Source organism: Sphingomonas sp. URJC2 (assembly GCF_059803575.1).
Map to the genome: position 1 here is coordinate 22,412 of NZ_JAPFGX010000009.1, position 26,701 is coordinate 49,112.

Annotated in this window: 25 protein-coding genes and 2 tRNA genes; 11 read left to right on the forward strand and 16 right to left on the reverse strand. The window is 68.4% G+C overall.

Translation table 11 applies throughout. The features are described 5' to 3' along the window. Positions 1 to 17: 17 nt before the first annotated feature. The 3 genes from rpsI to OPU66_RS05535 form a co-directional block, all read right to left on the reverse strand. Complete coding sequence (rpsI, locus tag OPU66_RS05525; protein ID WP_498552613.1) at positions 18 to 536, reverse strand: 30S ribosomal protein S9; 519 nt, start codon at positions 534 to 536, stop codon at positions 18 to 20. Beyond that, positions 536 to 1,015, reverse strand: a complete 480-nt coding sequence (rplM, locus tag OPU66_RS05530) for a 50S ribosomal protein L13 (protein ID WP_498552614.1) — start codon at positions 1,013 to 1,015, stop codon at positions 536 to 538. The genes rpsI and rplM overlap by 1 nt, the downstream gene beginning before the upstream one ends. A 294-nt stretch (positions 1,016 to 1,309) precedes the next feature. Then, positions 1,310 to 1,383 (reverse strand) — tRNA-Cys (locus OPU66_RS05535). A 165-nt stretch (positions 1,384 to 1,548) separates the two neighbouring features. Between OPU66_RS05535 and OPU66_RS05540 the strand changes: the two genes are divergently transcribed. From OPU66_RS05540 to OPU66_RS05560, 5 genes are all read left to right on the forward strand, one after another. Continuing rightward, the gene (locus OPU66_RS05540) at positions 1,549 to 2,199 is read left to right on the forward strand and encodes a protein-L-isoaspartate O-methyltransferase family protein (protein ID WP_498552615.1); all 651 of its coding nucleotides are present in this window, start codon (positions 1,549 to 1,551) and stop codon (positions 2,197 to 2,199) included. 69 nt (positions 2,200 to 2,268) lie between these two features. Beyond that, entirely contained in the window at positions 2,269 to 3,690 is a 1,422-nt protein-coding gene (locus OPU66_RS05545; protein ID WP_498552616.1) for a TolC family outer membrane protein, read from the forward strand. A 42-nt stretch (positions 3,691 to 3,732) separates the two neighbouring features. Beyond that, on the forward strand, positions 3,733 to 4,371 hold the full coding sequence (locus OPU66_RS05550) for a DUF2497 domain-containing protein (protein WP_498552617.1): 639 nt from the start codon (positions 3,733 to 3,735) through the stop codon (positions 4,369 to 4,371). A 104-nt stretch (positions 4,372 to 4,475) separates the two neighbouring features. Then, complete coding sequence (locus OPU66_RS05555) at positions 4,476 to 7,115, forward strand: valine--tRNA ligase (RefSeq protein WP_498552618.1); 2,640 nt, start codon at positions 4,476 to 4,478, stop codon at positions 7,113 to 7,115. Then, positions 7,112 to 8,554 (forward strand): MATE family efflux transporter, encoded by a 1,443-nt coding sequence (locus OPU66_RS05560; RefSeq protein WP_498552619.1) that lies wholly within the window; start codon positions 7,112 to 7,114, stop codon positions 8,552 to 8,554. The genes OPU66_RS05555 and OPU66_RS05560 overlap by 4 nt, the downstream gene beginning before the upstream one ends. Positions 8,555 to 8,633: 79 nt before the next feature. Here the strand turns inward: OPU66_RS05560 and OPU66_RS05565 are convergent, their stop codons facing one another. Then, positions 8,634 to 9,569 (reverse strand): diacylglycerol kinase family protein, encoded by a 936-nt coding sequence (locus OPU66_RS05565; protein ID WP_498552620.1) that lies wholly within the window; start codon positions 9,567 to 9,569, stop codon positions 8,634 to 8,636. Between the two features lie 30 nt (positions 9,570 to 9,599). Between OPU66_RS05565 and hemB the strand changes: the two genes are divergently transcribed. Genes hemB through OPU66_RS05580 form a run of 3 tightly spaced genes read left to right on the forward strand, consistent with a single transcriptional unit; the run spans position 9,600 to position 13,440 of the window. Then, positions 9,600 to 10,595, forward strand: a complete 996-nt coding sequence (gene hemB, locus OPU66_RS05570) for a porphobilinogen synthase (RefSeq protein ID WP_498552621.1) — start codon at positions 9,600 to 9,602, stop codon at positions 10,593 to 10,595. 2 nt (positions 10,596 to 10,597) lie between these two features. Continuing rightward, the gene (locus OPU66_RS05575) at positions 10,598 to 12,823 is read left to right on the forward strand and encodes a spermidine synthase (RefSeq protein ID WP_498552622.1); all 2,226 of its coding nucleotides are present in this window, start codon (positions 10,598 to 10,600) and stop codon (positions 12,821 to 12,823) included. 56 nt (positions 12,824 to 12,879) lie between these two features. Beyond that, positions 12,880 to 13,440, forward strand: coding sequence for a gamma carbonic anhydrase family protein (locus tag OPU66_RS05580; RefSeq protein WP_498552623.1), 561 nt, complete (start codon positions 12,880 to 12,882; stop codon positions 13,438 to 13,440). Between the two features lie 54 nt (positions 13,441 to 13,494). Here OPU66_RS05580 and OPU66_RS05585 read toward each other — a convergent pair whose 3' ends face one another. Continuing rightward, positions 13,495 to 13,980 carry a hypothetical protein gene (locus OPU66_RS05585; RefSeq protein WP_498552624.1) on the reverse strand — a complete coding sequence of 162 codons (486 nt, stop codon included), beginning with the start codon at positions 13,978 to 13,980 and terminating at the stop codon, positions 13,495 to 13,497. 93 nt (positions 13,981 to 14,073) lie between these two features. On the opposite strand from OPU66_RS05585, the gene OPU66_RS05590 reads away from it, so the two are divergent. Next, a tRNA-Arg gene (locus OPU66_RS05590) sits at positions 14,074 to 14,150 on the forward strand. A 77-nt stretch (positions 14,151 to 14,227) separates the two neighbouring features. Here the strand turns inward: OPU66_RS05590 and OPU66_RS05595 are convergent. The 5 genes from OPU66_RS05595 to OPU66_RS05615 form a co-directional block, all read right to left on the reverse strand. Then, positions 14,228 to 15,280 carry a PepSY-associated TM helix domain-containing protein gene (locus OPU66_RS05595; protein ID WP_498552625.1) on the reverse strand — a complete coding sequence of 351 codons (1,053 nt, stop codon included), beginning with the start codon at positions 15,278 to 15,280 and terminating at the stop codon, positions 14,228 to 14,230. Beyond that, positions 15,280 to 17,439, reverse strand: coding sequence for a TonB-dependent receptor (locus OPU66_RS05600; RefSeq protein ID WP_498552626.1), 2,160 nt, complete (start codon positions 17,437 to 17,439; stop codon positions 15,280 to 15,282). The genes OPU66_RS05595 and OPU66_RS05600 overlap by 1 nt, the downstream gene beginning before the upstream one ends. Positions 17,440 to 17,621: 182 nt before the next feature. Then, complete coding sequence (locus tag OPU66_RS05605; protein WP_498552627.1) at positions 17,622 to 18,086, reverse strand: VOC family protein; 465 nt, start codon at positions 18,084 to 18,086, stop codon at positions 17,622 to 17,624. After that, positions 18,083 to 18,931 (reverse strand): N-carbamoylputrescine amidase, encoded by an 849-nt coding sequence (aguB, locus tag OPU66_RS05610; protein ID WP_498552628.1) that lies wholly within the window; start codon positions 18,929 to 18,931, stop codon positions 18,083 to 18,085. Before aguB ends, OPU66_RS05605 begins: the two co-directional genes overlap by 4 nt. Further along, complete coding sequence (locus OPU66_RS05615; RefSeq protein ID WP_498552660.1) at positions 18,928 to 19,917, reverse strand: agmatine deiminase family protein; 990 nt, start codon at positions 19,915 to 19,917, stop codon at positions 18,928 to 18,930. Before OPU66_RS05615 ends, aguB begins: the two co-directional genes overlap by 4 nt. Before the next feature lie 269 nt (positions 19,918 to 20,186). Between OPU66_RS05615 and OPU66_RS05620 the strand changes: the two genes are divergently transcribed. Next, positions 20,187 to 22,130 (forward strand): alpha/beta hydrolase family protein, encoded by a 1,944-nt coding sequence (locus OPU66_RS05620; protein WP_498552629.1) that lies wholly within the window; start codon positions 20,187 to 20,189, stop codon positions 22,128 to 22,130. A gap of 83 nt (positions 22,131 to 22,213) precedes the next feature. Here the strand turns inward: OPU66_RS05620 and rpsD are convergent, their stop codons facing one another. Together rpsD and OPU66_RS05630 are read right to left on the reverse strand one after the other, a co-directional pair. Continuing rightward, entirely contained in the window at positions 22,214 to 22,828 is a 615-nt protein-coding gene (gene rpsD / locus OPU66_RS05625) for a 30S ribosomal protein S4 (RefSeq protein WP_498552630.1), read from the reverse strand. A gap of 192 nt (positions 22,829 to 23,020) precedes the next feature. Beyond that, entirely contained in the window at positions 23,021 to 23,293 is a 273-nt protein-coding gene (locus OPU66_RS05630; RefSeq protein ID WP_498552631.1) for a hypothetical protein, read from the reverse strand. 79 nt (positions 23,294 to 23,372) lie between these two features. Here OPU66_RS05630 and OPU66_RS05635 point away from each other — a divergent pair, with 79 nt between their 5' ends. Further along, a complete protein-coding gene (locus tag OPU66_RS05635) occupies positions 23,373 to 23,699 on the forward strand; it encodes a chorismate mutase (protein WP_498552661.1) in 327 nt (108 codons plus the stop codon). Here OPU66_RS05635 and OPU66_RS05640 read toward each other — a convergent pair. The 4 genes from OPU66_RS05640 to rpiB are packed head-to-tail and all read right to left on the reverse strand — an operon-like array spanning position 23,663 to position 26,635. Continuing rightward, positions 23,663 to 24,391 carry an RNA methyltransferase gene (locus tag OPU66_RS05640; RefSeq protein ID WP_498552632.1) on the reverse strand — a complete coding sequence of 243 codons (729 nt, stop codon included), beginning with the start codon at positions 24,389 to 24,391 and terminating at the stop codon, positions 23,663 to 23,665. The genes OPU66_RS05635 and OPU66_RS05640 overlap by 37 nt on opposite strands. Beyond that, positions 24,388 to 24,852, reverse strand: coding sequence for a transcriptional regulator NrdR (gene nrdR, locus OPU66_RS05645; RefSeq protein ID WP_498552662.1), 465 nt, complete (start codon positions 24,850 to 24,852; stop codon positions 24,388 to 24,390). Before nrdR ends, OPU66_RS05640 begins: the two co-directional genes overlap by 4 nt. Further along, the gene (gene glyA / locus OPU66_RS05650; RefSeq protein ID WP_498552633.1) at positions 24,852 to 26,165 is read right to left on the reverse strand and encodes a serine hydroxymethyltransferase; all 1,314 of its coding nucleotides are present in this window, start codon (positions 26,163 to 26,165) and stop codon (positions 24,852 to 24,854) included. The genes nrdR and glyA overlap by 1 nt, the downstream gene beginning before the upstream one ends. Then, positions 26,162 to 26,635, reverse strand: coding sequence for a ribose 5-phosphate isomerase B (gene rpiB / locus OPU66_RS05655; protein WP_498552634.1), 474 nt, complete (start codon positions 26,633 to 26,635; stop codon positions 26,162 to 26,164). Before rpiB ends, glyA begins: the two co-directional genes overlap by 4 nt. Between the last annotated feature and the right edge of the window lie 66 nt (positions 26,636 to 26,701).

Sequence of the window (26,701 nt, forward strand, 5' to 3'; positions counted from 1 at the left end):
CCCAAGGGGCAGAAGCGTCAGCGCTTCGAGAACTGGAAGCTGCGACGCGCCTTGGCGCGGCCATACTTCTTGCGCTCCACGACGCGCGGGTCGCGGGTCAGGAAGCCGGCGGCCTTGACCGCCGAGCGCAGCGCCGGCTCGTACCGGGTCAGCGCCTGGGCGATGCCGTGCTTGACCGCACCGGCCTGGCCCGAAAGCCCGCCGCCCTTGACGGTCGCGATCACGTCATACTGGTCGCGGCGCTCGGCAACGTCGAACGGCTGGTTGATGACGAGACGCAGCGTCGGGCGCGCGAAATAGATCGTCTGATCGCGGCCGTTGACGATGATCTTGCCGCTGCCCGGCTTCAGCCAGACACGGGCGACGGCATCCTTGCGGCGGCCGGTCGCATAGGCGCGGCCCTGCTTGTCCAGCTGCTGTTCGCGCAGCGGGGCGGCGGGCTGGGTCGGCTGGGCCGGCGCGTCGCCGGCAGGCGCGGTGGCGATACCCTGGGCGATCGAGCCCAGATCGGCGAGGGACTGACGCGTGTCGGACATTATGCGCCCACCTTGTTCTTGCGGTTCATCGAGGCAACGTCGAGAATCTGCGGATTCTGCGCCTCATGGCTGTGGTTCGGACCGGCGAAGATGCGCAGGTTGCGCATCTGCTGACGACCGAGCGGGCCGCGCGGGATCATGCGCTCGACCGCCTTTTCAAGGACGCGCTCGGGGAAACGGCCGCCCAGCACCTTGTCGGCGCGATATTCCTTCAGGCCGCCCGGATAGCCGGTGTGCTTGTAATAGACCTTCTGCGTCAGCTTGCGACCGGTGAACCGCACCTTGTCGGCGTTGATCACGATCACATTGTCGCCGCAGTCGATATGCGGGGTGAAGCTCGGCTTGTGCTTGCCGCGCAGGATGTTGGCGATGATCGACGCGACCCGGCCGACGACCAGGCCCTCGGCATCGATCAGATGCCACTTCTTCTCGACCGTCGCCGGCGTGGCCGACTTGGTCGTCTTCATCAGCGCCTTCATGGCAATGACCTCTGCGAATGGACGAACATTGAATGGACGTACGGTGTAAACGAACGACGCCGCCCGGAACCGGACGGCGCGTGCAGGCAGCCCTTTGGCCAGCCAGGGACGAAAAGTCAAGAAAAGCGCCACTTTGCCGACGGGTATCTAAATACCCTAAGAGCTGTGCGCGTAGCGGGCCATCGCCATGCGGCGGGAGGCGACACCCGTCCGGCGATACCGCGCCATCGCTGGGCCGGCATGAGCCTTGGACAGCGCAGGGCCGCGCTGATCGATCAGAACTGGTGGGGAAAGTGGAGGCCCGAGCCGGAATCGAACCGGCGTGCAAGGATTTGCAGTCCTCTGCGTAACCACTCCGCCATCGGGCCGAGGCGTTGGGCATTTGCTTGGCTTTGGGCGCCGGGTCAATCAAAACTTGCGCCAACGGGTGGGTGGCCGGGCGAAACCCGGCTTGGCGCATCGGCGGCCAGGCGGTAGAAGTCGACCGACAAAGTGTATTGCCCCCATAAGACAGTTGTGCGAAGAAGCGAGCGATGACGGAACAGAATTACGATCTGATGCGCCGGGCGATGGTCGAGAGCCAGCTGCGGACCACAGGAGTCAGCGATCCCCGTGTCGTTGCGGCGATGGCATCCGTGCCGCGCGAGCGATTCGTGCCCGATGAGCGCCGGGCGCTCGCCTATATCGACCGGCCGGTCGATCTGGGCGGCGGGCGCGCCCTCAACCTGCCGGAAGCGACCGGGCGGCTGCTGACCGCCGCGCGCGTGATGCCGGAGGATCGGGTGCTCGTGATCGGCGCGGCAAGCGGCTATGCCGCCGCGCTGCTTGGCGATCTGGCGGGTCATGTCGTCGCGCTCGAATGCGATGCCGCGCTGATTGCGGCGGCGCGGGCGGCGCTGGCCGACACGGCGGTCGAGATGGTCGAAGGGCCGCTGGCCGAGGGCTGGGCGGCCGGTGGGCCTTATGATCTGATCTTCATCGACGGGCTGATCGGCCATGTTCCCGATGCGCTGGTCGCGCAGCTGGCCGAGGGCGGCCGGCTGGCGGCGGCGATCGAGGATCATGGCGCGTCGCGGCTGGGCATCGGCCGGCGCTCGGGCACCGGTTTCGGCGTCGATCTGTTCGCCGATTGCGAGGCGGTGCGCCTGCCGGGGTTCGACCGGCCGCGCACATTTACATTCTGACCGGCACATTCTGACAGGCGATTAGGGACGAAAGAGGGGCGCATGCGGGGTTATCTATCTGGCCTGGCCATGTCGGCGGCCACGCTCGCGCTGGCGGCGCCGGCCGCTGCCGAAACGCTCCAGGGCGCATTGGCCAAGGCCTATCAGAACAACCCCACGCTGACCGCGGCGCGCGCCAACCAGCGCGCGACCGACGAAAATGTGCCGATCCAGCGCGCGGCCGGCCTGCCTTCGGCCAGTCTGAACGCGACCTATAACGAAAACGTCCTCATTCCGCCGGGCCAGTTCGTCAACACGCTGCGTACGCTCAACTCGAACGCGCAGCTGCAGGTGCCGATCTACAATGGCGGATCGGTCAAGAACGGCATTCGTGCCGCCGACCGCCGGGTGCAGGCCGGGGCGGAGCAGCTGCGCGGCGTCGAATCCTCGGTATTCTCGCAGGTGGTCGCTGCCTATAACGATGTGCTGCGCGACGAGGCGGTGGCCGAACTCAACCGCGCCAATGTCCGCCAGCTTGAGGTCAATCTGCAGGCGACGCGCGACCGGTTCGAGGTGGGCGACCTGACCCGCACCGATGTCGCCCAGTCCGAAGCGCGGCTGTCGCTGGCGCGCGGCGATCTGCGCACCGCCGAGGCCAATCTGATCGGCAGCCGCGAACGCTATATCCAGCTGGTCGGCGAAGTGCCGGTCGATCTCGCCGCGCCGCCGCAGCTGCCCAATCTGCCCGACAGCCCCGAACAGGCGGTGACGGTGGCGCTGCGGGAAAATCCGGATCTGGCGGCGGCGGCGCGCAACCGCGAAGCGGCCAAATTCGATGTCGCCGTCGCGCAGGCCAGCCGCCGTCCGACGCTGTCGGCGTTCGGCCAGGCGCAGCGCAACGACAATTTCGGCAGCGTTCAGGCCAATATTCCGATCGACATTCCCAACCAGCAGACCTCGGCCGCGCTGGGCGTGCAGGCCAATATCCCGATCTTCCAGGGCGGCCGCCCGAGTGCGCAGGTGCGTCAGGCCCAGGCCCGGCAGAGCCAGGCGATCGAGCAGGTGATCGAGACCGAGCGCAATGTCGTCCAGCAGGCCCGTGCCGCCTTTGCCAGCTGGCGCGCCGCGCAGGACGTGATCCGCGCCGCGCAGACCGCCGTTGATGCCAACACCTTGTCGCTCGAAGGCGTGCGGGCCGAAAACAGCGTCGGCAACCGCACGATCATCGAGGTGCTGAATGCCGAGCAGGAATTGCTCAACGCGCGGGTGCAGCTGGTGACGGCGCGGCGCAACGCCTATGTCGCCGCCTTCTCGCTGCTGGCGGCGATGGGGCAGGCCGAGGCGCGCGACCTGAACCTTGAGGGCGTCGTGCTTTACGATCCGGCGGTCAATTACGAACGCGTCCGCGACCGGATCTGGGATTTCGAGGCCCCGGCCGATCCGACCGCGCAGACCACCCGCACCGTTGACACGCCTGCGCAAAACCCGGAAACCACCCGCGCCCCGCAGTAAAGCCGCCGAGCGGCGCCCGGCTGATGGCGCAGGCGCGTCATTATGGCTGATCGGGGGGCGTGCGGGGACCATGATGGCGCGGGGTTGATGATGGCGCAGGGCGGCACCGAACCTTCGATGGAAGAGATTCTCTCGTCCATCAAACGCATCATTGCCGAGGACAGTGACGGCACCGCGCGTGGCCGCCGCATCCGGTCCGCGTCCGCGGCTGACGGGCATGGCAGCGCCGCCGATGCCCCGCCCCAGGGCGATGATCCCGATGTGCTCGAACTCACCGATCCGGTTGGCGGGGCGGGGGGCATTCCGGCCTTTGCCGCCGGGCCGCTCCATTCCGCGCTGGTCGATCCCCAGCCGGCGGGCGACGTGCCGGCGGACGCTGCGCCGGCTTATGCCGCGCCGCCTGCGCCCGAGACAGGCGGCATCGCCACGGTCAGCGCGATCACCTCGACCGCCGACGAACTGATCTCGACCAGCGCCGCCGAGGCGAGCCGGCAGGCGCTCGCTGCCTTGTCGCGCATGGTGGTGCGGCCCGAAGGCGGGGCGGGCGATCTGACGCTTGAAGCGCTGGTGCGCGAAATGCTGCGCCCGATGCTCAAGGACTGGCTCGACGCGCGGCTGCCCGAAATCGTCAATGCAGCCGTCGCGCGCGAAGTCGCGCGGATCAGCGGCCGGGGCATCTGACCCGCAGCCGTCCTGCCTGCTCTTTCCCAGGCCGTTCTTTCTTTGGCCGCTCTTTCTCTGGCCGCCCTTGCCAGACCGGGGGCGGATCGGGTTAAGGCCGGTGCATGAGCGAGCTTGCCAAGACTTTCGATCCCGCCGCCATCGAGGCGAAATGGTATCCGCACTGGGAAGGCAGCGGCCTGTTCCGGCCCGCGCGTCCCGATGCCGAGCCGTTCACGATCGTCATTCCGCCGCCCAACGTCACCGGCTCGCTGCATATCGGCCATGCGCTCGACAACACGTTGCAGGACATTCTGATCCGCCATGCCCGGCTGATGGGGCGCGACGCGCTGTGGGTGGTCGGCACCGATCATGCCGGCATCGCCACCCAGATGGTGGTCGAGCGGCAGATGAACGCCGCCGGGGAAAAGCGCACCGATTTCACCCGCGAGGCGTTTGTCGAGCGGGTCTGGCGCTGGAAGGAAGAAAGCGGCGGCCAGATCACCCGCCAGCTCCGCCGGCTGGGCGCGTCGTGCGACTGGGCGCAGGAACGCTTCACGATGGACGAAGGCTTTAGCCGTGCCGTCCTCAAGGTGTTTGTCGACCTGTATCGTCAGGGGCTGATCTACCGCGACAAGAGGCTGGTCAACTGGGACCCGAAGCTTGGCACCGCGATTTCCGATCTGGAGGTCGAGACGCGCGAGGTGCAGGGCCATTTCTGGCATCTGCGCTATCCGCTGGCCGACGGGTCGGGCCATATCATGGTCGCCACCACCCGGCCCGAGACGATGCTCGCCGACATGGCGGTTGCCGTCCATCCCGAGGATCCGCGCTACACCGCGCTGGTCGGGCGGCAGGTGCGGCTGCCGATCACCGGCCGGCTGATCCCGATCGTGGCCGACGAGCACGCCGATCCTGAATTGGGGTCGGGCGCGGTCAAGATCACGCCGGGGCATGATTTCAACGACTTCGAAGTCGGCGTGCGTGCCGGTTTCAAGGCGGCGGACATGCTCAACATGCTCGATGCCGAGGCGCGGATCGTGCAGACCGCCGACAATCTGGTGCCGGACGAGCTGATCGGGCTGGACCGGTTCGCCGCCCGCCGCCGTGTCGTCGAGCTGATCGAGGCCGAAGGGCTGCTCGACAAGGTCGAGGACCGGGTGATCCAGACGCCCTATGGCGACCGTTCGGGCGTGGTGATCGAACCCTGGCTGACCGACCAATGGTATGTCGATGCCAAGACGCTGGCCCAGCCGGCGATCGAGGCGGTGCGTTCCGGCGCGATCAGGGTCGTGCCCGAAAGCTGGGCCAAGACCTATTTCAACTGGATGGACAACATCCAGCCCTGGTGCGTGTCGCGCCAGCTGTGGTGGGGGCACCGCATCCCGGCCTGGTTCGCGCCCGACGGGCAGGTGTTCGTCGCCGAAACCGAGGATGAGGCGCTGGCGCAGGCGCGGGCGGCGATCGGCCCCGATGTCGTGCTGACCCGCGATGCAGATGTGCTCGACACCTGGTTCTCCTCGGCCTTGTGGCCGTTCGGCACGCTGGGCTGGCCCGATCAGAGCGAAATGCTCGCGCGCCATTATCCCAATGACGTGCTGATTTCGGGGTTTGACATCCTGTTCTTCTGGGATGCGCGCATGATCATGCAGGGGCTGCATTTCATGCGCGAGGTGCCGTTCCGCACGCTGTATCTGCACGGGCTGGTGCGCGCGGCCGACGGGTCGAAAATGTCCAAGTCCAAGGGCAATACCGTCGATCCGCTGGGCCTGATCGAGCGTTACGGCGCCGATGCGCTGCGCTTCACGCTGGCGGCGATGGAAAGCCAGGGCCGCGACGTGAAGCTCGATGAGCGCCGGGTCGAGGGCTATCGCAATTTCGCGACCAAGCTGTGGAATGCCGCCCGCTTCGCGCAGGCGAACGGCATCGGCGCGTCGTCGTCGCCGGTGCCGCCGCCCGCCACCCTGCCGGTCAATCGCTGGATCGTTGGCGAAGTGCGCGCGACCGTCGCCGCGCTCGATCAGGCGCTGGCCGGGCTGCGTTATGACGAAGCGGCCAACACCATCTACCACTTCGTCTGGGACCGGTTCTGCGACTGGTATCTGGAACTGATCAAGGGCCAGATCGACGACGAGACTCGCGCCGTCGCCGGCTGGGCGATCGACCAGATTCTGGTGATGCTGCACCCGTTCATGCCGTTCATCACCGAGGAGCTGTGGCACGCAATGGGGCCGCGCGATCACGAACTGATCGTCGCGCGCTGGCCGGATGCGGCGTCGATCCCCGCCGATGACGATGCCGCGCGCGAGATTGACTGGCTGATCCGGCTGGTCGGCGAAGTGCGCGCCGCGCGCACCGAACTGGGCATCGCCCCGGGGGCGCGCCTGTCGGCCTTTGTCCGCGACGCGGCGGCGGCGACGCTGGCGCGGATCGACCGGAACGGGCCGGTGCTCGCCCGGATGGCGCGCATCGATGCGGTGACGCCCGGCGCGGCACCTGCCGGCGGGGCGTTGCAGATCGTCGTCGACGAGGCGACCTATGCGCTGCCGCTCGCAGGGGTGATCGATCTCGAAGCCGAACGCGCGCGGCTGGCCAAGGCGATTGCCGCCGCTGAGAAGGAGCGCGACGCGCTTGCCCAGCGGCTGGACAATCCGGCCTTTGTCGAGCGCGCCAAGCCCGAAGCGGTCGCCAAGGCGCGCGCCGATCATGCCGACAAGGCCGCCGAGGCCGAACGGCTGGCCGCGGCGCGCGCGCGGCTCGGGTGAGCCCGGGCGGGGCAGCACGCGGCGGCGGGCGGGCCGGGGGCAGGGATCTGACCTCCGGGCCGATTGCCCGCACGCTGATCCTGTTCGCGCTGCCGACCATGGGGTCGAGCGTGCTTCAGTCGCTCAACGCCTCGATCAACGCGGTGTGGATCGGGCGGTTTCTGGGGCCGACGGCGCTCGCGGCGACGACCAATGCCAGCCTGGTCATGTTCCTGCTGTTCGCGGCCATGTTCGGGTTCGGCATGGCGGCGACGATCCTGATCGGCCAGGCGTTCGGCCGCCGCGACATTGACGGCGCGCGGCGGGTGTTCGGCACCGCGCTGGGGTTGTTCCTGATCTTCGGGCTGGTCGTCATGGTGGCCGGCTGGCTTGCGGCGGACCGGCTGCTCGATCTGCTGCGCACGCCCACCGAGTCGCATGGGCTGGCCGATCTCTATCTGCGCGTCATCCTGCTGTCGGTGCCGGCCAGTTTCGTCACCGTGCTCGTCACCATGGCGCTGCGCGGGGCAGGGGATGCGGTGACGCCGCTGATCTTCATGGGGCTGACCGCCGCGCTCGACGTGGTGCTCAATCCGCTGCTGATCCTGGGGCTTGGCCCGGTGCCGGCGCTGGGCATTGCCGGATCGGCGCTGGCGACGCTGATCGCCAATCTGGCCGGGCTGGCGGGCTTGCTCGGCTATATTCGCGCGCGTGACCTGCCGATCGGGCTGAGCGGGGCGCAATGGCGCTATCTGCGGCCCGATCCGGCGATCGTGAAGCTGCTGCTGGCCAAGGGCGTGCCGATGGGGCTGCAGATGCTGGTCGTGTCGGTGTCGGTGCTGATGATGGTGTTCCTGATCAATGCCGAAGGGGTGGCGACCATCGCCGCCTTTGGCGCTGCCAACCAGCTATGGACCTATATCCAGATGCCGGCGATGGCCGTGGGCGCGGCGGTAAGCGCGGTCGCGGCGCAGAATCTGGGCGCCGGGCAATGGGCGCGGGTCGAACAGACGATGCGCGCCGGGATTGCGATCAACATCGTGATGACCGGGCTGGTCGTGCTGTGCGTCATTCTGGCCGAACGCCCGCTGCTGGGGCTGTTCCTGGCCGATGCGGGGGCGGCGCTCGACATCGCCACCCATGTCAACCGCATCGTCGCGTGGAGCTGGATCCTGTTCGGCATCACTGCCGTCATGTCGGCCACGGTGCGCGCGAACGGCGCGGTGATGGTGCCGCTCCTCATCCTGACGGTCGCGCTGATGCCGGTGCGGTTCGGCTTTGCGGTGGCGTTCGGCCCGGTGCTGGGCGCGGATGCGATCTGGTGGAGCTTTCCGGCCGGGTCGGCGGTGTCCGTCGTGCTGACCGCGCTCTATTACCGCTTCGGCGGCTGGCGCAGCGGCGGGATGGGGCGCGCGCCCGCACCTCCGACGGCCCGCGCGGCGAGCAATCTCACCGGCTGAGCGCGCCGGCCCCGCACGCGCCTTTTTGTTCGCCGCTTTTTCCGAGTCACCGGGCAAGCCTGCCCGGCTCGAAAATGCCCTAGGCCTGCGGCGCGGCGACCTCGATCACTGCCGGGGCGACGCGCGCCGTCACCGGGGTCTTGGCCAGCACCTCGCCGTCGATCGAGATCGGCAGCGGCGGATCGGTTTCGATGCAGAGCGCCCGGCCATGGAATTCGCGCACTGTGCGCCGCCGCCAGCTCAGCTTCAGGATGCTCGCCGCCCAGCTGGTCAGCAGCCGGTGGCTGGCATCGCCGATCACCGCCTGCACGACGATTTCGCCGCTGTCGACCGCTGCATCCTCGATCAGTTCGGTCCCGCCGTGAAAGCGGCCATTGGCGATCCGCACCTCGACCGCATCGATGGTTTCGCCATCGACCGTCAGCCGGAACGGGCGGAAGCGGGTGAACACCAGCGCCGCCCACGCCATATAGCCGATGCGCCCAAACCAGCGTTTCAGCCCGTGCGGCACCGTCTGCGCGATCAGCGGCGACATGCCGATGGCGGCGGCATTGGCGAAATAATCGCCGTCGATCATCCCCAGATCGATCCGCCGCCGCCGTCCGCCGGCAATCACCGCGATCGCGCCATCGAGGTCGAGCGGGATGCCCAGCGTGCGGGCAAAGCTGTTGGCGGTGCCGAGTGGCAGCAGCGCGAACACCGCATGATGGGCGACGAAATCATCGACCACGCCCGACAGCGTGCCGTCGCCGCCGCCGACGATCACCATCGGCGGATCATCGGCCAGCACGCGGCGGATGATCTGTTGCAACTGGCGCGGATCGCGCACCGCATGGGCGGCGACCAGCTCGATCCCCGCCGCCTCCAGCCTGTTCCGCGCCTCGGCGAACAGGTCGCGGCCCTTGCGCGACCGGGCGTTGACGACCAGCGCCGCGCGGCGCGGCAGCGCGTCTTCGCGTGCCGTGGCAACGGGAGGCGAAGTCGGCGGGTATGAGGCGGGCGGTTGTGCTGGCATCCGGGGCAAGGTTCGCGCTAGGTCTGGTGCATGAGTCAAGCTGCATTTCCCGCCCTGCGCCTGCGCCGCACCCGTGCCGCCGCCTGGAGCCGCCGTCTTCACGCCGAAACGGTGGTCACGCCGGCCGATCTGATCTGGCCGCTGTTCATCGTCGAAGGGACGGGGGTGGAAGAACCGATCGCGACCATGCCCGGCGTGTCGCGCTGGTCGGTCGATCTGATCGCAAAGCGCGCGGTGGAGGCGCGGGAGCTGGGCATTCCGGTGATCGCGCTGTTCCCCAACACCCCCGCCGCGCTGCGCACCGAAGACGGGCGCGAGGCGCTCAACCCCGACAATCTGATGTGCCGCGCGATCCGCGCGATCAAGGATGCCGCCCCCGAAATCGGCGTGCTCACCGATGTCGCGCTCGATCCATATACGGCGCACGGCCATGACGGGCTGGTCGATGCTTCAGGCTATGTGCTCAACGACGCGACCAAGGCGGTGCTGGTCGAACAGGCGCTCAATCAGGCGCGGGCCGGGGCCGACATCATCGCGCCGTCCGACATGATGGACGGGCGGGTGACGGCGATCCGCGCGGCGCTGGAGGCCGGGGGGCATGTCAATGTCCAGATCATGGCCTATGCCGCCAAATATGCGAGCGCCTTTTACGGGCCGTTCCGCGACGCCGTCGGCTCGCGCGGGCGGCTGTCGGGCGACAAGAAAAGCTATCAGATGGATCCGGGCAATGCCGAGGAGGCGCTGCGCGAGGTCGCGCTCGATCTGGCCGAGGGTGCGGACAGCGTGATGGTCAAGCCCGGTCTCGCCTATCTGGATATCATCTGGCGGGTGAAACAGGCGTTTCAGGTTCCCGTCTTCGCCTATCAGGTGTCGGGCGAATATGCGATGATCGAGGCGGCGGTGGCCGCCGGTGCAGGCGACCGCGACGCGCTGGTGCTGGAGACGATGACCGCGTTCAAGCGCGCCGGCTGTGCGGGCGTGCTCAGCTATCACGCGCCGCACGCGGCCCGGCTGCTCGGCCGCTGACCATGGCGACGGCGGCGCTCGGCGCCGGGGCTGCCGACGCGCTGGGCGAAGACCGGCGCGACCATGGCTGGCTGTTCATCGGCGCGATCCTGACCGGATCATTCCTGCTGTTCCTGATCCAGCCGATGGTCGCGCGCATGGCGCTGCCGCGGCTGGGCGGCGCGCCGGCGGTGTGGAACAGCGCGATGCTCGTCTATCAGGCGCTGCTGCTCGGCGGCTATGGCTATGCTCATCTGCTGTCGCGCTTCACCCCGCGCACCCAGTCGGCGGTGCAGCTGCTGCTGCTCGCGCTCGCCGGGCTGATGCTGCCGATCACGCTTTCGGGCGGCACGCCGGGGCCGGATGTGTCGCCGGTGCTGTGGGTCCCCGGGTTGCTGCTGTCGTCGATCGGGCCGCTGTTCCTCGCGGTCGCCGCCCAGGCCCCGTTGCTCCAGCGTTGGTATGGCGCGGCGACCGGGGGGCGCGATCCCTATCCGCTCTACGCCGCGTCCAATCTCGGCAGCTTTGCCGGGCTGCTCGCCTATCCGTTTCTGGTCGAGCCGCGCCTTGCGCTGACCGGGCAGAGCCAGTTCTGGTCGCTCGGCTATGTGCTGCTGACCGTGCTGACGCTCGGCTGTGCGCTGGTGCTGCCGCGCGCGGGCGTCGACCGGCACGATGCCGGCTTCGATCCTTCGCCGGCACCGGGCTGGCGGCAGCGCGGCCTGTGGGTGGTGCTTGCCTTTGTGCCGTCGGGGCTGATCCTGTCGACGACCACTTTCCTCACCACCGATATCGTCGCGATGCCCTTGCTCTGGGTCGCGCCGCTTGGCCTTTATCTGCTCAGCTTCACCTTTGCCTTTGCCGAACGGCGCGGTGCGGCGGCGCTGATCGTGCGCGCCGCGCCGGTGCTGATGCTGCCGCTGGTCGCGCTCGCCGTGCAGCCGGTCGCCGGGCGGCCGCTGCCAACCGCGCTGGCCGCGCTCGCGCTGCTGTTCATCGTGGCGGTGGCGCTGCATGCGCGGCTTTACGATGCACGCCCGTCGCCGCGCCATCTGACCGGCTTTTATCTGGCGATGGCGCTGGGCGGGGCGCTGGGCGGGGCGTTTGCCGCGCTGGTCGCGCCGCTCGCCTTTGACTGGAGCTATGAGCATCCGCTGCTGCTGCTGGCGGCGGCCGCGCTGGTGCCGCTGTGGCGTCTGCCGGGGGCCGCGGGGCGCATGATCGTCCTTGCCGGGCCGGTGCTGATCGCGCTGATCGTGGCGGCGGCGCTGGCGCGGATCGGGCCGTTTGGCGCCGCGCAGGGCATGATGCTGGCGGCGCTGCTGATCGGCGTCATCGCCATTGCCTGTGCCGGGCGGCGCGCGGTGTTCGTGGTTGCTGTGCTGGGCATCCTGCTCGTCTCGGGCGGGGCGGATGCGCTGTCGCTGTCGAACCAGCCGGGCGCGCGGATGCGCAGCTATTTCGGGATCTACACGGTGCGCGACCGGGGCGGGGTGCGGGTGCTTGCCCATGGCACCACCGCCCATGGCCTGCAGCGTCTGGCCGGGCCGGAACGGCTGCGCCCGACCAGCTATTACGGGCCGGATGCCGGCATTGGCCGCGCGCTCACCGCGCTGCCGGGGATTGCCGGGCCGCGCGCGCGGGTGGGCGTGGTCGGGCTGGGGGCGGGGACGCTCGCCTGCTATGCCCGGCCGGGCCAGCAGTGGCGGTTTTTCGAGATCGACCCGCTGATGGTGCGGGTGGCGCGGACGCGCTTTTCCTTCCTGTCCGGTTGCGCGCCGGGGGCCGGGATTGTGATCGGCGATGCGCGGCTGTCACTCGCCCGCGCGCGGCCCGGCAGCTTCGATCTGCTCGCCCTTGATGCCTTTTCATCGGATGCGGTGCCGATGCACCTGCTGACCGGGGAGGCGTTCGCGCTCTATCGCCGCGTGCTGGCCCCGAACGGGCTGCTGCTCGTCCATATCACCAACCGGCATTTGCGGCTGGAACCGGTGATCGCGCAGGCGGCGCTGGCTGGGGGCTGGTCGGCCCGGCTGCTCGACCACCGGGTGCGGCCCGGCACGCCGGCGGCGCGGCTGGAAAACAGCTCGATCTGGGTGGCGCTCAGCCCCGATCCGGCGGTGATCGACGCCGCCGCCCCGCGTAGCCTCGGCGGCTGGCGGGCGCTGCGCCCGATGCCGGGCTTTGCCGGGTGGAGCGATGATTATGGATCGATCCTGCCGCTGATCCGCACCGGACGGCGGCACTAGGAGTCCCATTTGCCGGATTTTTGGAGTCGCGGGATGAATCTTCGTGGAGAACAGGCGTGGACGGGGTGACGATCATCGAACTGGGCGGCAAAAGGCCGCGCATCCATGACAGCGCGTTCGTCGCGCCCGGATGCCGGCTGATCGGCGATATCGAAATCGGGCCGGATGCCAGCATCTGGTATAACTGCGTGATCCGCGCCGATGTGAACCATATCCGCATCGGCGCGCGCACCAACATTCAGGACGGCACCGTCATCCATTGCGATTCGCCGCGCGCGCCCGGCGATGCCGGCAGCCCGACGCTGATCGGCGACGATGTGCTGATCGGCCATATGGCGATGATCCATGGCTGCGTGCTCGAAGACCGCGCCTTTGTCGGGCTGGGCGCGATCATCATGGACAAGGCCTGGATCGAGGGTGACGGGATGCTGGCCGCCGGCGCGATGCTGACCCCCGGGAAGCGCATCGCCGCGCGCGAGCTGTGGGGCGGCCGCCCGGCGCGGCTGATGCGCGCGTTGAGCGACGCCGAAGTGGCGATGAACCGGCTGGGCGTGGCCCATTATGTCGAAAATGGCCGCGCCCATGCGGCGGCGGTCGCCGCCAGCCGCCACGGCTGAGGGGCGGGAGGTCAAAAGGGTCAGGGCTGATCGGGCGGTGCGACGCCGCCCCGGTCAGCGCGCCAGCCGCGCCGACAGCGAATCGAGCTGCGCGCGCTGTGCGTCGGCCTGCCGCACGGCGTCGGCCTGCAGCGCGGTCAGTTCGGCTACTCCGCTCTCCTGGCCCTCGGCCAGCCGCGCGGCGATCAGCCCGTCAAGCTCGGCCAGGATCGCCGGTGTGCGGCCATGGGCGTCGGCCAGTGCCGTCAGCCCCAGCTGCGCCGCCACCCATGATTCGCTGCCTTCTGCCCCCGCACCGGCCACCGCCTGCGCGGTTGCCGGCTGAAGTTCGCCAAAGGCCCGGCCAGCAGCCGCCAGATCGGCGCGCAGCGCGGCGATTCGCGCCGTAAGCGCCGCATCTGCCGCGCCCGGCGCGGCGGGCGTGCGCACCGGCTCGTCCATGCTGCGATCCTCGATCGCGCGGTGGCGAAGCGACGGGGCGGCACCCCCTGACGCACAGGCGGCAAGGAGCAGAAGGGCAAGCGGGCTGAGGCTGCGCATGGCCATCGGCCTAGGCGTTTGAAACAATGCTCGCAATGGGCTCGCAATGGGCTTGCGCTCCCTGAATTTCCGGGCTACTGGCCCACCTCCAACGCGCCCGTAGCTCAGCTGGATAGAGCATCAGACTACGAATCTGAGGGTCGGACGTTCGAATCGTTCCGGGCGCGCCATTTTCCCAAATCTCTGGTTCAGGCCGCATTTTTGCGCGCAATGCCGGATGGCGGCGCCGCCGGCGCGCTTGCGGCCGTCACCGCGGGTTGCGCGGCCGGGATTGCCAGAAACTCATCACCGCCAGGCTGCCGAGCAGTGTCAGCCCAAGCCCGGTGAGCGTCAGCACGATGCGCAGCGGCACCGACAGCGGGCTGCCTGTCATCCGCGCCGCATGAAGCGGATAAAGCGCGTTCTGCGCCCTCACGGCGCGCGGCGCGCGGGTTGCATCGCGCGCGGCAAGCATCCGGCCGTCGGGGGTGAAAGACAGCGTTGTGCGGCCATTTGGGTGCCATTCGGCCGGCTGGCGCATCCGAATCATGGCCGGATCGCCGGGCTTTTTCGGCCAGATGATGATTCGCGGCACCGCCACCGGGAATCGCGCCTGCGCCTGAGCGACGAGGACCGGCCAGTCCGGCGCTGAACGCCGCGCCGAAAAGGCGGGTGGCGGCTGTTGCCATGCAGCGATGGCTGCGGGCGTCGACAGGGGCGCGAAGACCGCCCGGCTCAGCGGCTTCAGCACCATCAGCGCGCCGGTCGCGCCCGCCAGCAGCAGCGGCAGGGCGATGATAATGCCGATATCGCGGTGATGGCGAATGATCGCCGGCCGGGTCAGCCGCGCGGGCAGGGCGCGCCAGGCAAAGGTGCGCCGAGTCGGCCACCACAGGATCGCGCCGGTGATGACGAACAACAACGCGGCAAGGCCGAACCAGCCGGAGATGATCTCTCCGGTCTCGCCCATCAGCAGATGGTGGTGAAGGTCGAACAGCAGCGTTTCGGGCCGTTCCCACATATTGTCCCAGCGCGCGAGCAGCCTGCCATCATGGGACAGATAGGCCCCGCCGCCGCCCGGCAGCCCGGCATGGGCGACCCCCAATTCGGCCGAGGGCAGGGTGACATGGCCGGCACCCAGCCGTTCGGCAGCGCGGGTGATCGCGCCGATTTCCGCCGGTTCGGCGGCGCGCGCGACCTGCGGCACGCCGATCCACCAGGGTTTCCACAGCAAAAGCGTGCCGGACAGGCCGAGCACGGCCAGCCCGGCACCTATGATCGCGCCCAGCCAGCGATGGAACAGGCCGAGCGCGCGGTGCATCAGAAACGGCCGAGCCAGCCCAGCGTCACGCTGCGCCCGCGCCCGGCGAAAAAGCGCAGATTGTCGGTCGGGCGCTGGGTGTCGCTGTTATAGTCGATATATTGCCGGTTGAGCAGATTCTGCGCCGACAGGCTGATCCGGCCCCATTTGGTGTCCATGCTCACGGCACCGTCGAGCAGGTGATAGCCGCCGAAATCGTTGCGCGGATCGCCGCCACGGAAGCGGCGGGCGAAATGCGTGCGCGACTGGAGGCGCAGCGCCACCGGGCCGATCGCCCAGTCCGCGGACAGGTTCAGCCGGTCCGGGCCGATATTGGCGCCGTCGAGATCGGTGTCCACCTGCCCGTCGCCATTGCCATCGACCCGGCCGGCCAGATGCGCATAGCCGATGCCCAGCCGCAGCCCGTCAACCGGGGTGGCGACCGACAGATTTGCCTCCAGCCCCTCGATCTCGATGCGCTGCCGCTGCACCTCGAACACATCGCCGACCAGCACGAGCAGCTGGCCGCGGTCGCTGTCCGACCAGAAATAGGTGACGCTTGCCTCCACCGGGCCGCGCCGGATTTCGACGCCGATTTCGCGATTGTCGGCGATGACCGGCGCGATATCGAGGAAGCGGTCGAGATCGACATTCGGCGTGCGGATCGCGCGGGTGATGCGGCCGATATCGGCGACCGTATAGCCCTGGGCATAGCTGGCATAAGCGCGGATGCCGGGGCTGGGTTCGATCACGATGCCGCCATTGGGCAGCAGCCGGTCAAAGCTCGGGCTGCCGCCCCCCACCTGTTGCGGGCCGTAAAACCACAGCGTTCGGTAATCGGCGATGTCGATGCGGACATTTTCCCAGCGCAGCCCGCCCGCCAGCCGCAGCTTGTCGTCGAACAGCGCCAGATTGGCCTGCGCAAAGGGGGAGATGCTGCGATAATCGGTCGGCGGCACCCAGGCACGGTCGGTCGCGGCCAGTTTCTGCACGGTGGCATCGTTGAGCAGATCGACGCCAAGCACAAGGTTGAGCGGGCCGAAGCCGCGTTCCCAGCTGGCATTCACGCCCCATTTGCGGCTGATATTCTGCGACTGGTCGAACAGCGTGCCGAGGGGCGCGATCGCCGGATCCTGGAAATCGGCAAAAATGCCGCCGCCGTAAATGTCGGCGGTGCGGTTCCAGAAGCCGCGCACGCGCAGCGCGCCACCCGCCAGATCGTCGGCGGTCAGCGTCAGCGCGACCGATTCGGCCAGATTTTCCGGCGCTGCGCCGGGCACGATGCCCGCCGCGCCGGTGGATGGCAGGCCGGTTGCCCGGTTGCCGGCGACCGCGACCAGATCGCCATCGCCCTGCAGCTGGAAACGCTGGGCCATCGCCTCCAGCCGCACGCCGTCGCCCAGCGCCAGCCCTGCCTTGGCGAACAGGCTGAAGCTGTCCGAATCCATCAGGTCGCCCTGTGTGCCGTCGGGCGCGATCCGCCGTTCCTGCGCGTCCCGGAACACGCCGCGCCGTTCATAGGCCGCGCCCACCACGATCTCGAACGCCCCCGAGCGGTTGGCGACCAGCGCCCCGGCCTTGGCGCCCAGCCCGTCCCCGCGCCAGCCATTCTCGGCAGTGCCGGTCAGGATCGTGCGCGCGCTCCATCCCTGTTCGGCCGGGGCCGACACGGTCACCTGATTGATGACGCCGCCGGTGCCGCCAATGCCTTGCAGGGCGTTCGAGCCCAGCACCAGTTCGACGCGGTCGATGAAAAACGGATCGATGGTGAAGCCGTCGCGCGATCCGTCGCGCAGCGGCGCGGTCTGCGGGATGCCGTCGATCGCGAACAGCGGCGATCGGCCGCGCAGCGTTTCGCCCTGGCCGGTCAGCTTTTGGCGTGACGGCGAGAAGCTGGGCGTCAGCGCTGCGACCGCGTCGACGACCGAACCGGAAATCTGCAGCTGCCGGTCGAGCGTATCGCGGTCGATCACCCTGGCGGTCAGCGGCAGCGCCGTGACCGGCAGCTCCGTGCGCGTGGCGGTAACGATGATGTCGCCCGGCGCAGCGGCGTCAGGCGCGCTGGCGGATTCAACCTCGCCATCCATCATCCCGGCGGTGGCCGGCGTGCCGGCATGAGCCGCAAAGGGAGCGGCGGACAGGCCAGTCAGGGCGGCGGACAGCAGCAGGGCGAAGCGCATCGATCAATCCGTTATTAATAATCAGTCGCATCGCTATTGCGAATAGATTGCGATGCGGCAAGCGCTTTCGTTGCCGGCCGTGCGGCTTGCTGCAACCGGCAACCGGCAGCCGGAATCTGGAGACGGATGGCGGGCGCAATAAATACGCCTCTCCTCTGGCGCGCCGTGCCGGCCGCTGCGCTTCAGCGGCGCGGGCGTTCGTGCAGGGCGATGCGGTTGCCCTCGCTGTCCTCGATCTCGGCGATGCGGCCGGCGGCGCCGATGTCCTTGACCGGATAGAGAATCGCCGCGCCGCGCGCGACGGCGCGGGCCAGCGTTGCCTCAAGGGCCGGGGTGTCGAAATAAAGCACCGGCCCGGCCTTGCCCGGCACATAGACATCGCCGCGCGCGAGCGCCCCGCTCGCGCCCGCGCCGCCGTCGAGGGCGGGGAACAGCGCCATTTGATAGCCATCGATGGTCTGGCGTTCGAGCGTCACGCCGAACACCGCTTCGTAAAAGCCGATGGCGCGATCAAGATCGGTCACCGGAATCTCGAAATAGCCGACCGGATTGCCGAGCCGGGCGTCAGCAGCCATGGCATCGCCCCCGGCAAGGGACGCGCAGGTCAGCAGCGCCGCCAGCGCCGCGCGGCCCGGCCATCGCCTCATCTGTCCTCGACCAGCCGGTGATACAGCTCCGGCCGCCGGTCACGGAAAAAGCCGAACGCCGCGCGGTGCCGCCGGATCCGGTCGATATCGAGCGTTGCGACCAGCACGCCGGTCTCGTTCGCGCCAAACTCCGCGACCAGATCGCCGCGCTCGTCGCAGATGAAGCTGTGGCCATAGAAATGCTGCCCGTCCTCGGTGCCGATGCGGTTGGCGGCGATCACCGGCACCACGTTCGACACCGCATGGCCGATCATCGCCCGCCGCCACAGCCGGCTGGTGTCGAGGCCGGGATCGTGCGGCTCGCTGCCGATCGCGGTCGGGTAGAACAGCGCCTCGGCCCCCATCAGCATCATCGCGCGCGCGCATTCAGGATACCATTGATCCCAGCAGATGCCGACGCCGACCATGGTCTGGGGCAGCGCCCAGGTCTTGAACCCGCTATTGCCCGGCCGGAAATAGAATTTCTCCTCATAACCGGGGCCGTCGGGAATATGGCTCTTGCGATACAGGCCCATGATCGCGCCGGTCGCGTCGATCATCGCCAGGCTGTTGTAATGATGCGGCCCGTCGCGCTCGAAAAAGCTGGTCGGGATGGCGACGCCCAGTTCGGCGGCCAGCTTCTGCATCGCAAGCACGCTTGGATGTTCGGCCATCGGGCGCGCGGTGGCGAACAGCGCTTCATCCTCGACGCGGCAGAAATACGGCCCCTCGAACAGCTCGGGCGGCAGGATGACCTGCGCGCCGCGCGCCGCGGCCTCGCGCACCAGTTCGCTGACATGGGCGATATTGTCCTGCGCGCTGCCGCCCAGCGGCAGTTGCAGCGCGGCGACGGTGAGTTCGGTCATGACAGGGGCACCTGCTGGCTGATGCAATGAAGGCTGCCGCCGCCGGTCAGCACATGGTCGGCGCGCTGGCCGACGACGCGGCGGTCGGGAAAGATGCGGGCGAATGCGGCGATAGCGGCATCGTCATTTGCCGCGCCATAAAGCGGCACGACGACCGTGGCATTGCCGATATAGAAGTTCATATAGCTGGCCGGCACGATATCGCCGTCGCGCTCCACCCGGCCCGGCGAGGGGACGGGAACCACCTCCAGCCCGAAGGCGCGGGCGCGTGCCGCCGCGTCGCGGTAGATCGCGGCATTGGGATCATCCTCGCCCGCCGGTTCGGGAATGGCGAGCCGGCCCGGCCCGACAAAGCGCGCCAGATTGTCGACATGCCCGTCGGTATGGTCGTTGATCAGCCCGTCGCCCAGCCACAGGATGCGGGTCAGCCCCAGATCGGCCGCCAGCCGCGCTTCGATGTCGGCGCGCGACAGCGCCGGGTTGCGATTGGGGTTGAGCAGGCATTGCTCGGTCGTCACCGCCAGCCCGGTGCCGTCGGTGTCGATCGCGCCGCCTTCCAGCACATAATCGGCAGCGGTGAAGGCGAGACCGGCGGCATCCGCCAGCCGCCCGGCGAGATCGTCATCGCCGGGCAGATCATATTTCCCGCCCCAGCCATTGAAGCGGAAGCCCCGGCCGGCGCGCGCGCCATCGGCGGCGGAGACGATCACCGGGCCGGTGTCGCGCAGCCAGATATCGCCGAACGGGGCGACCATCACCTCGACCCCCGGCACCGCCAGCGCGCGCGCAGCGGCCGCCGCATCGTCATCGGCCGCGACCACCAGCACCCGCTCGCCCGCGCCATCGGCTGCCACGGCCGCGGCAAAGGCCGCGACCTCGGCCTGGGCGGGGGCCAGATCCTCCAGCCACAGCTCGGGGTCGCTGGGAAAGCCGATCCACACCCAGTCGTGCGGGGCCCATTCGGGTGGCTGGCGGAAAGGCGGCATCGTTATCTTGTCCATCAAGCTGTTGAACCGGCAGATTAAACCGGAATGGATGCGGTCCGCCCTTGGGCGCGGACGTCGCGCCGATATAGGGTGGTCGGGCGTGAGGGGGAAGGCGGGAAAGTCCCGCGCGCCGGGGGGCTGCGTGCAGCGCTCCGGCGCGGGACGTCCGTATGGGCCAGAGGGGGCGCGTGTTGACCAGGACGAACTGCAGCCGGCCTGTCGGCAGGGCGGCCGCGACGGCCATATTGTTGCCGTTGGTGGCGGGACTGATGACCGCATCGGCCGCGAATGGCGCGGCACCGACGCCGGCCGAGGCGTTCGGCGCGCTGCCCGCCTATATCGCTGCTGATCTGTCGCCCGACGGGCAACGCCTGTCCTATCTCGCCCCGCGTGCGGGCGGCGGCAACATCCTGTTCGTCGTCGATCTCGCCGGGGCGGCCACGCCGGCCCCGGTGATTTCGACAACCGGGAAGCCGGAATGGATCGAACGCTGTCATTGGGTGGCGGCGACACGGCTCGCCTGCCGGATCGGTGCGCTTGGCGAATATTCGGGCTATGTGCTCGGCGCGACACGCTGGATCGCGCTCGATGCCGATGGCGGCAATCTCAAGGTCATTTCCGAACGTCCGTCGGGCAATGCCGCCTATGTCAGCGGCTTTGGTGGCCAGCTGGTTGATTTCGCGCCCGGCACCGACGGTGCGGTGCTGATGTCGCGCTGGCACGTGCCGGATGCCGACCCGCGCACGCTGGTCCGGCGGACCGCCGAGGGCTACAGCCTTGATCTGGTCGATACCCGGACGCTCAGGTCGCGCGCGACCACCCCGGCGACCGTCGAGATTGGCGAGTTCATCACCGACGGCCTCGGTCAGCTGCGCATCATCGGATCTACCCAATTCACCGGTGATTATGTCGCCACCGGCATCACCAATTATCGTTACCGGCTGAAGACCGGGGGCGACTGGCGACCGCTCGGCGACCATGACAGCCGCACCGGTGACGGGTTCAACCCGTTCGCCGTCGACCCCGATCTTGATCGGGCCTATGGCTATCGGCGTCATCAAGGGCGGCTGGCGCTGTTCGCCCACGCGCTCGACGGATCGGACCGTGAGGAGCTGGTGTTCGCGCATCCCGCGGTCGATGTCGGGGATCTGATCCGCATCGGGCGCAAGCGCCGCGTGGTTGGCGTCGGCTACACCACCGATGCGACGCATGCCCATTATTTCGACGCCGGGCTTGCACGGCTGCGTGAGTCCCTGTCGCGCGCGCTGCCCGGGGCCCCGGCCATCGGCTTTGCCGGGGCGAGCGACGATGAACAGCGGCTGCTGGTCTCGGCCGCATCGGATGTCGATCCCGGCACGCTGTTCCTGCTCGACCGCAGCTCCAAACAGCTGCGGCCGCTGCTCCGGCTCTATCCGGGGCTGGCCGACAAGACGCTGGCCAATGTGCGCCATGTCTTCGTCAAGGCGGGGGACGGGACGCAGGTGCCCGCCTATCTGACGCTGCCGCCGGGGTCGACCGGCAAGGGCTTGCCCGCTCTGGTCATGCCGCATGGCGGGCCGAGCGCGCGCGATGAATGGGGCTTTGACTGGCTGGCGCAATATTTCGCGCATCAGGGCTTTGCCGTGCTCCAGCCCAATTATCGCGGCTCGGCCGGCTATGGCGACGCATGGCTGCGCGAGAACGGCTTCAAATCATGGCGCATCGCGATCGGCGATGTGGTCGACAGCGGCCGCTGGCTGGTGGCCGAGGGGATTGCCGATCCCGGCCGGCTGGCGATCTTCGGCTGGTCCTATGGCGGCTATGCGGCGCTCCAGTCGGGCGTGATCGCCCCCGGGCTGTTCAAGGCGATTGTCGCGGTCGCGCCGGTCACCGATTTCGCGACGCTCAAGGCGCAATATGCGCGCTCGACTGCGGCGCGGCTGGCGCGGTTCGAAATCGGATCCGGGCCGCAGGTCGAACAGGGATCGCCCTATCGCAATGCCGGGGCGATCACCGTGCCGGTGCAGCTTTTCCACGGGACGCTCGACCAGAATGTCGATGTCGTCCAGTCGCGGATGATGGCCGATGCGCTGAAGGACAAGGGCCGGCCGGCCGAACTGCACATCTATCCGGGGCTTGCCCACAGCCTGAGGGACGGGACGGCGCGGGCCGACATGCTGACGCGCAGCGAGGCGTTTATCCGCGCGGCGTTTGCGGACAAGCCGGCAGGCTGATCCGGCCGCCCCAAAAGCCCGGCACATAAAAAAAGGGCGGCCCGCACGGACCGCCCTTTTTCGTTCGGATCGAACGGGCCGGATTAGCGGCTGTAGAATTCGACCACCAGATTCGGTTCCATCTTCACCGGATAGGGCACTTCGTCGAGCGTCGGCACGCGGGTGAAGGTGATCTTGTCGTTGCCGTCGGGCGCGACGTAATCGGGGATTTCGCGCTCAGCGAGGCTCTGCGCTTCCATCACCAGCGTCATCTGCTTGGCCTTTTCACCCAGCGAGACGATGTCGCCCGGACGCACGCGGCGCGACGCGATGTTGCACTTGACGCCATTGACACGGACATGGCCGTGGCTGACCAGCTGGCGGGCCGACCACACGGTCGGCGCGAACTTGGCGCGATAGACGATCATGTCGAGGCGCTGTTCGAGCAGGCCGATCAGGTTCTGCGAGGTGTCGCCCTTCATGCGCGACGCTTCCTCATAGGCCTTTTTGAACTGCTTTTCGGTCACATCGCCGTAATAGCCCTTCAGCTTCTGCTTGGCGCGCAGCTGCAGGCCGTAATCCGACATCTTGCCCTTGCGGCGCTGGCCGTGCTGGCCGGGGCCATATTCGCGCTTGTTCACCGGGGACTTGGGACGCCCCCAGATGTTTTCGCCCATCCGGCGGTCGAGCTTGTGCTTGGCGCTATGGCGCTTCGACATCTGATATCTCCAATCTGCGACAACGTTGGTTCCGGTTCCGCCTGCTGGCCCGGCCATAAGGCCGGGGGCAGGGCCACCGCTTCACCGGAATGCGGGGCCAAATCGCGAAGGCGGGCGCTTAGCCCTGTGTGCAGGTGCAGTCAAGCATGGTCGCGGTTTGGCGAACCCGCCCCCTGCCACCCTGTTGCCGGATCAATTGCTCCCGGACGGGCGGCCCTGATTGTCATAGATCATCTGCCGGGCGACGTCGTTGCCGACGCGCTCCCGCTCGGCCCATTGCGCCTTGGTCAGGCACATCTTGCGCGAGGCGACCAGCGAGCCGACCGGCACTTCCCGGCGGCAGATGAGCTTGTCTTCCGCCGCCTTGGCGTCGGCGGAGGTGGCACCTTTCGGTTCGAAAGCCTGCGCGGTCACCGCATAAGGCAGGGTGACGGCAAGCAGCAGACATGCAAGGGAGGCACGCATATTTCGTCCTTGGTGGCTGTGAGCGACGGGCCGCCATGATATATGGAAATCGTTGATGAGCAATCCGATAGATCATCCAATGCCGATCGATGCCGCGCTTGCCGGGCTGCGGCATCCGGCGGCGTGCGAGGATATGGCGCAGGTGCGCCTAGGCGTCGATGCGATCGACCGCGCGCTGGTGGAGTTGCTGGCGGTCAGGTTCGGTTTCATGACTGCGGCGGCACGGATCAAGCCCGGCCGCGAGCATGTGCGCGACGAAGCCCGCAAGGCGCAGGTGATCGCAAACGTATCCGACCATGCCGCACGGCATGGCCTGAGCACCGATCTGATCGCTCAGCTCTGGGAGCAGCTCGTCGAAGCGTCGATTGCCTATGAGTTCGAGGTTTTCGACCGCACGCGCGGCTGAACCGCCGAGAAAATGCCGCGCATCATCTGCACTTCGGCCGACGACCAGCCGGGCTTGGTCAGCAGCGCCCTCAGGCTCCGCCGGGTCGCGCTGATGCGGTTTTCGGGGAAGAAATAGCCGGCGGGTTCCAGCACCTGTTCGACATGGGCGATCAGCCCTTCCAGCTCCGCCTGCGGCGCGGGCGGGGCGAGGTCGAGCAGCGTCGGCATGGCGAGCGCATCCTGCTTCGACCATTCATAGGCGATCACCGCGACCGACTGGGCAAGGTTCAGCGAGCCGAAATCGGGGTTGATCGGGATCGTCAGCACCGCGCGGGCAAGCGCGATATCATCCTTGTCCAGCCCAGATCGTTCCGGCCCGAACAGCAGCGCCGACCGGCCGGGGCGGGTGCGGATCTCGCCGCTCGCCTGTTCCGGGGTGACGACCGGCTTGGCCATGCCGCGCCGGATCATCGTCGTCGCATAGACATGGGCACAGTCGGCAACCGCCTCGGCGGTGGAGGCGAACAGCTGCGCCCCGTCGAGGACCCGGTCCGCGCCCGAGGCCGATGGCCCGGCGGCGGGATTGGGCCAGCCGTCGCGCGGATCGACCAGCCGCAGTTCGGTCAGGCCGAAGTTCAGCATCGCGCGGGCGACCGCGCCGATATTCTCGCCCAGCTGCGGGCGGACGAGCACGATGACCGGCCGGCTCATTCCGCGCCACCCGCCTCGATCACCGCGCCGGCAAACTCGCGAAAGTCGCGCGCTTCTGAGAAGTCTTTGTAAACACTGGCAAAACGAATATAGGCGACACTGTCCAGCCCGCGCAGCCCGTCCATCACCAGCGCGCCGATAAGGCTGGCTGGCACTTCGGTCTCGCCGCTGGTTTCAAGCTGGCGCTGGATGCCGGACACCAGCCGTTCGATCCTGACCGTCTCGATCGGGCGTTTGCGGCACGCAATCGCGATCGACCGCGCCAGCTTGTCGCGGTCGAACGGCTCGCGCCGGTCCTCGCTTTTCACCACCGTCAGCTCGCGCAGCTGGATGCGCTCGAACGTGGTGAAGCGCGCGCCACAGCCTTCGCACTGGCGGCGGCGGCGGATCGCCGCCCCATCCTCGCTGGGGCGGCTGTCCTTCACCTGGCTCGCATCATGACCGCAATAGGGGCAGCGCATCAAAAACCCGGATAGATGGGGAAACGCTCGCACAGCGCGCGCACCCGCGCCCGGACATCGGCCTCGACCGCCGGGTCGCCATGCTCGCCCTTGGCGCGCAGCCCGTCGAGCACATCGGCGATCATGTCGCCAATGGCGCGGAACTCGGCAACGCCGAAGCCGCGCGTCGTGCCCGCGGGCGAACCGACGCGGATGCCGCTGGTCTTGACCGGGGGCAGCGGATCGAACGGAATGCCGTTCTTGTTGCAGGTGATGCCCGACCGCTCCAGCGCCTCGTCGGCGTCGCGCCCGGTGATGCCCAGCGGCCGCAGATCGACCAGCGCCAGATGGGTGTCGGTGCCGCCAGCGACCAGATCGGCCCCGCGCTCCTTCAGCCGCGCGGCGAGCGCGCGGGCATTTTCGATGACCGCGCCGATATAGTCGCGATATTCGGGGCGCAGCGCCTCGCCGAACGCCACCGCCTTGGCGGCGATGACATGCATCAGCGGCCCGCCTTGCAGGCCGGGGAACACCGCCGAGTTGATCTTCTTCGCGATCGCCTCGTCATCGGTCATGATCATGCCGCCGCGCGGGCCACGCAGCGTCTTGTGGGTCGTGGTGGTCACGACATGGGCATGGCCGAAGGGCGAGGGGTGGTGGCCGCCCGCGACCAGACCCGAGAAATGCGCCATGTCGACCAGGAAATGCGCGCCGACCTCGTCGGCAATCGCGCGGAAGCGGGCGAAATCGATGATGCGCGGATAGGCCGAGCCGCCGGCGATGATCAGCGTCGGCCGGTGTTCCTTGGCCAGCCGTTCGACCTCGTCATAATCGATCAGATGGTCGTCGGGCCGCACGCCATATTGCACGGCGTTGAACCATTTGCCCGACTGGGCGGCGCGGGCGCCGTGCGTCAGATGGCCGCCGGCATCCAGGCTCATGCCCAGAATGGTGTCGCCGGGCTTGGTCAGCGCGAGCATGACCGCGCCATTGGCCTGTGCGCCCGAATGCGGCTGCACATTGGCAAAGCCGCAGCCGAACAGCTGCTTGGCGCGCTCGATGGCCAGCGTCTCGACGGTGTCGGACGGGGCGCAGCCCTGATAATAGCGCTTGCCGGGATAGCCCTCGGCATATTTGTTGGTGAACACCGATCCTTGCGCTTCGAGCACCGCGCGCGAGACGATGTTTTCCGATGCGATCAGCTCGATCTGGTAACGCTCGCGCTCCAGCTCGGCGGCGACGCCGGCAAACACCTCGCGGTCGGCATCGGCCAGGCCGCGGCTGAAGAAACCGTCCGGCTGGACCTGGGCAAGGGAGACGGGATTGGTGCTCATGCGGGCTCCTTGGCAAGGATGGGGGTGGACAGCTTGCCGACGCGCCGGACATGGCGGTCGCCGAGAAAGGCGGTCGACAGGAACGTCTCGACACAGGCCTTGGCCATGTCCGGCCCGACCAGCCGCGCGCCCAGCGCGATCACGTTCGCATCATTATGTTCGCGCGCCAGCCGCGCCGACAGCGGTTCCGACACCAGCGCGCAGCGGCAGGCCGGCTCGCGGTTGACGGCAATGGAAATGCCGATGCCCGATCCGCACAGCGCAATGCCGCGCGCCGCATCGCCGGCGGCAATCGCGCGCGCCAGCCGATAGCCGAAATCGGGATAATCGACCGAGGCCTCGGTCGCGGTGCCAAGGTCGATCACCTCATGGCCCTGTTCGCGCAGCCAGTCGGCAAGCAGCGTCTTGAGCGCGACGGCGGCATGGTCGCACGCGATGGCGATGGGGCCGGATTGGGCGGGTTCCAACATGGCGGGTTCCAGCGGTGACTCGGAGCCGGGATGACTCCGGACGGCGCGCTGTTTAGGGTCGTTGCC